The following is a 2,938-nucleotide window of genomic DNA, read 5'->3' as shown; positions in this document are numbered from 1 at the left end:
CCAGACGCCTTCATTTTTAGAGTCTATTTGTCACTTGGAGTTATTATTCCAGGATAACTACACGGTTCAGGAAGTTCTTGCCGAACATGTTTTCAGTACCTCCGAATCCTACGAGCTCAAGTTGGTCTTTACTTACACCTTCTGCAATCAAAGCATCGTAAACAACCTGAGCACGCTTTTCAGACAGTTTCTGGTTCCAAGAAGCGCTACCGGTAGCCTTGTCGGCATAGCCTGCAACCTTGTACTTCTTGTCCGGATTAGCCTTCAGAATCTTGGCTGCCAGTTCGATGTTAACCTTGCCATAGTCGTCCAGACGGGCGCTGCCAATCTTGAAGAAGATGGCACGCGGACCGGCAACTTCAACTTCCTTGGTCACTTCCTTAACTTCAGGTTTAGCGTTGGCCAGTGCATTCTTGCAGTTAGCCAGGTCAGCCTGAGCCTGAGCCAGTTCACTTCTATATCTGTTGATTTCTGCATTGACTGCGTCTTCATCAATCTTAGAAACCGGAACGAACTTCTTACCGCCGAAGATGTAGCTAACGCCTGCGGTCAGCATACCTGTACCTTCAGCCTTGCGATGGCTGCTGATATTGCCGAATACAGACGGAGCAATAGCACCGCGAGCTTCTACGTCAATGGCCCACTTAGTGTTGATATTGAACTTCAAGCCCAAACCAGCAGAAGCGCCTACACGTGCTCTAGCCTTTTCATCTCCATCAGGAATCATTGTTCCATCGTTTTGAATCAGCACATTAGCTGACTTTGCAACAGTCACTTGAGGACCCAAGAATCCATAAACTTCGAAGAAACGGTTAGGATTAACGCCTGCGAACAATGTAGAAAGATTGATCATTGCATCAATGTTACCACCAAAGTACGTCTTATTATGTTCCCAATATGAGTTATCCAGACACAAGTGCTGAGTAACACCATTGAACTGAGCACGTACACCCCATGTCGGAGTAATCAACTTACCAATTGATACGCTGAAATGCGGAGCCAATTTATTGAAACCATCATTGTTGATAGCGTGGACACCACCACCTACACTCACGAAGATATTATCGCTCCATTTCGGAGTGTAGTAGTTCGTTTTTTCTTGTGCATTCAGATTTGCTGCACAAGCGCCTGCTAATAATAAGGAGGCTATTACTAATTTACTTTTCATTATTCCTTTAGTTTTAAATTAAATACTAACTAAAACGATTTTAGTAAGCTGCACCGTCACCGATACCACCACCGGCATTGTTATCACCACCATGTCCATGACCATGACCATGATTTATTGGAGTAAAGGAAGGAGTTACAACTGTCCTAACGACCTTCTTAATCTTCACATTAGGAATAGTATACAATTTACCATCTACAATAGTAGAAATTGTATTATCAGAAGTTTCGTATTCAGTAACAGTATTCAACGTTACAAGCGTCTGAGCAGGAACCAAAACTGTCTTAGTAGCATCTACCTCTGTAATACCCGGGCTATAAGATTTAACCAAAGCTTTCAACACTTTCTTTACATCAGCATCAGACAATGCTTTTGTAGCAGGCAGAGCATCAATATATGCATTTACAGCAGGAAGATTAGTAATTTCCTGACCAACTTTTGCTTTATATGTAAAATCCATATTTTTAGCCTTATCACCAGTATTTTTACCACCTTCTTGTGTTTTAGGCTCTTCAGTAGGTTCAACTGACTCTTCGTCTTGCTTAACCTCAACATCCTTAGCTGCATTCAATTCTTGTTGCATAAAAATGCTTACCGGAATCAAAGCGAACTGTCCTTTGTTCAAAGCAGGAACAACAGCTTGGCCTTCACCGCCCAAATAGTCTACTTTTGTTGCAGCAAAAGTTCTTGTTACAGCAGCAATCTTACCGTCTGCACCAGCAGGAATTACAAAAGGATTGCTTGCGATAGCAGCACCATTTTCTGTAATGCTTGCACCCTCTACGATAGAGCCATCAGCCAAATCATATACAGTAATTGCCACCGTAGCACTTGCAGGTTCTAATTCTACTGGCGCAACATTAAATTCCTCTTTTTCGCAGCTTGTAAACATTACGCTTGTCAAAGCCACTGTAGCCAATGCTAATTTAGCATTTACGCCACTTAAAAAACTTTTCTTTTTCATCTCAATTAATTAATTAAAAATTTAACAATTCTGACTTAATAAAATATGGGTTAAAACTATTTTCTTCCATTATATTATCACTTGCCTCTGCCTTGTATTCCTTATAATAATACCTTTCATTACCTGCATTATAAGAAATACCCATATTGGTAGAAGTATTCACACGCGGTACATATCCTTTCCTTTTATACTTATAAGGAGGCAATGCCACTTGAAACCGGAATCCTCCATTCGCTTTAGCATGCTCTGCCTTCATGGCATAAAAACCGATTGAGCAATAACGGAAATGACGAATCATATCGAATTTAATCCCCTTTTCCTTCAACAAATACTGTTCAGCTTTCAGTGTGAACTGTGTATTAAATCGCGGCCAATAGAAATTTCCACCCAAAGACCACGTCACACGCCATAATGAAGGATCATATTGGAACTTAAATCCGTCCCAACGTCCAGCTCCCGTATATCCTATTCTTGCCAACAAAGAAAAGCGCTCATCCTTAAAGGGTCGAAAGAAATCTACATCAGCACCATATCGGTTGCCACTAAAATAACCTACTGAAAATTTACCAAAAACGTTATAAGGCAATCGAAAACGTTGTGAAAGAGTCAAGAAACCCGGATGAACCTTTCCTTCCCGAGCCCCATATCCATCATTATAAACCGGTATCTTCACTTGTGCTGTGGCTTTCATACCCTTCCATAACGAAATTTCTATTGCAGGGCTCAAATCAAATAGAACTTGATAAATCTGCGTAATAATCACGTTCTTGAAAGAGAATTCCGGATACACCAATACATCAATCTTG

At 40.9% G+C, this 2,938-nt stretch carries 2 protein-coding genes and 1 pseudogene; all 3 read right to left on the bottom strand.

What is annotated here, in order from left to right; translation table 11 throughout:
• Nucleotides 1-43: 43 nt before the first annotated feature.
• The gene (locus DWZ03_RS19645; protein ID WP_120130554.1) at nucleotides 44-1,168 is read right to left on the bottom strand and encodes an OmpA family protein; all 1,125 of its coding nucleotides are present in this window, start codon (nucleotides 1,166-1,168) and stop codon (nucleotides 44-46) included.
• A gap of 40 nt (nucleotides 1,169-1,208) precedes the next feature.
• A complete protein-coding gene (locus DWZ03_RS19640) occupies nucleotides 1,209-2,132 on the bottom strand; it encodes a DUF3869 domain-containing protein (protein WP_098032877.1) in 924 nt (307 codons plus the stop codon).
• 13 nt (nucleotides 2,133-2,145) lie between these two features.
• Nucleotides 2,146-2,938, bottom strand: a pseudogene (locus DWZ03_RS19635) (hypothetical protein); the annotation flags it as partial.

The sequence above is a fragment of the Bacteroides sp. AF29-11 genome (genome assembly GCF_003602895.1).
GTDB classification, from domain to species: Bacteria; Bacteroidota; Bacteroidia; order Bacteroidales; family Bacteroidaceae; genus Bacteroides; species Bacteroides uniformis.
Note: the sequence above shows the minus strand (reverse complement) of the source record. Positions and strands in the feature narration are given on the sequence as shown.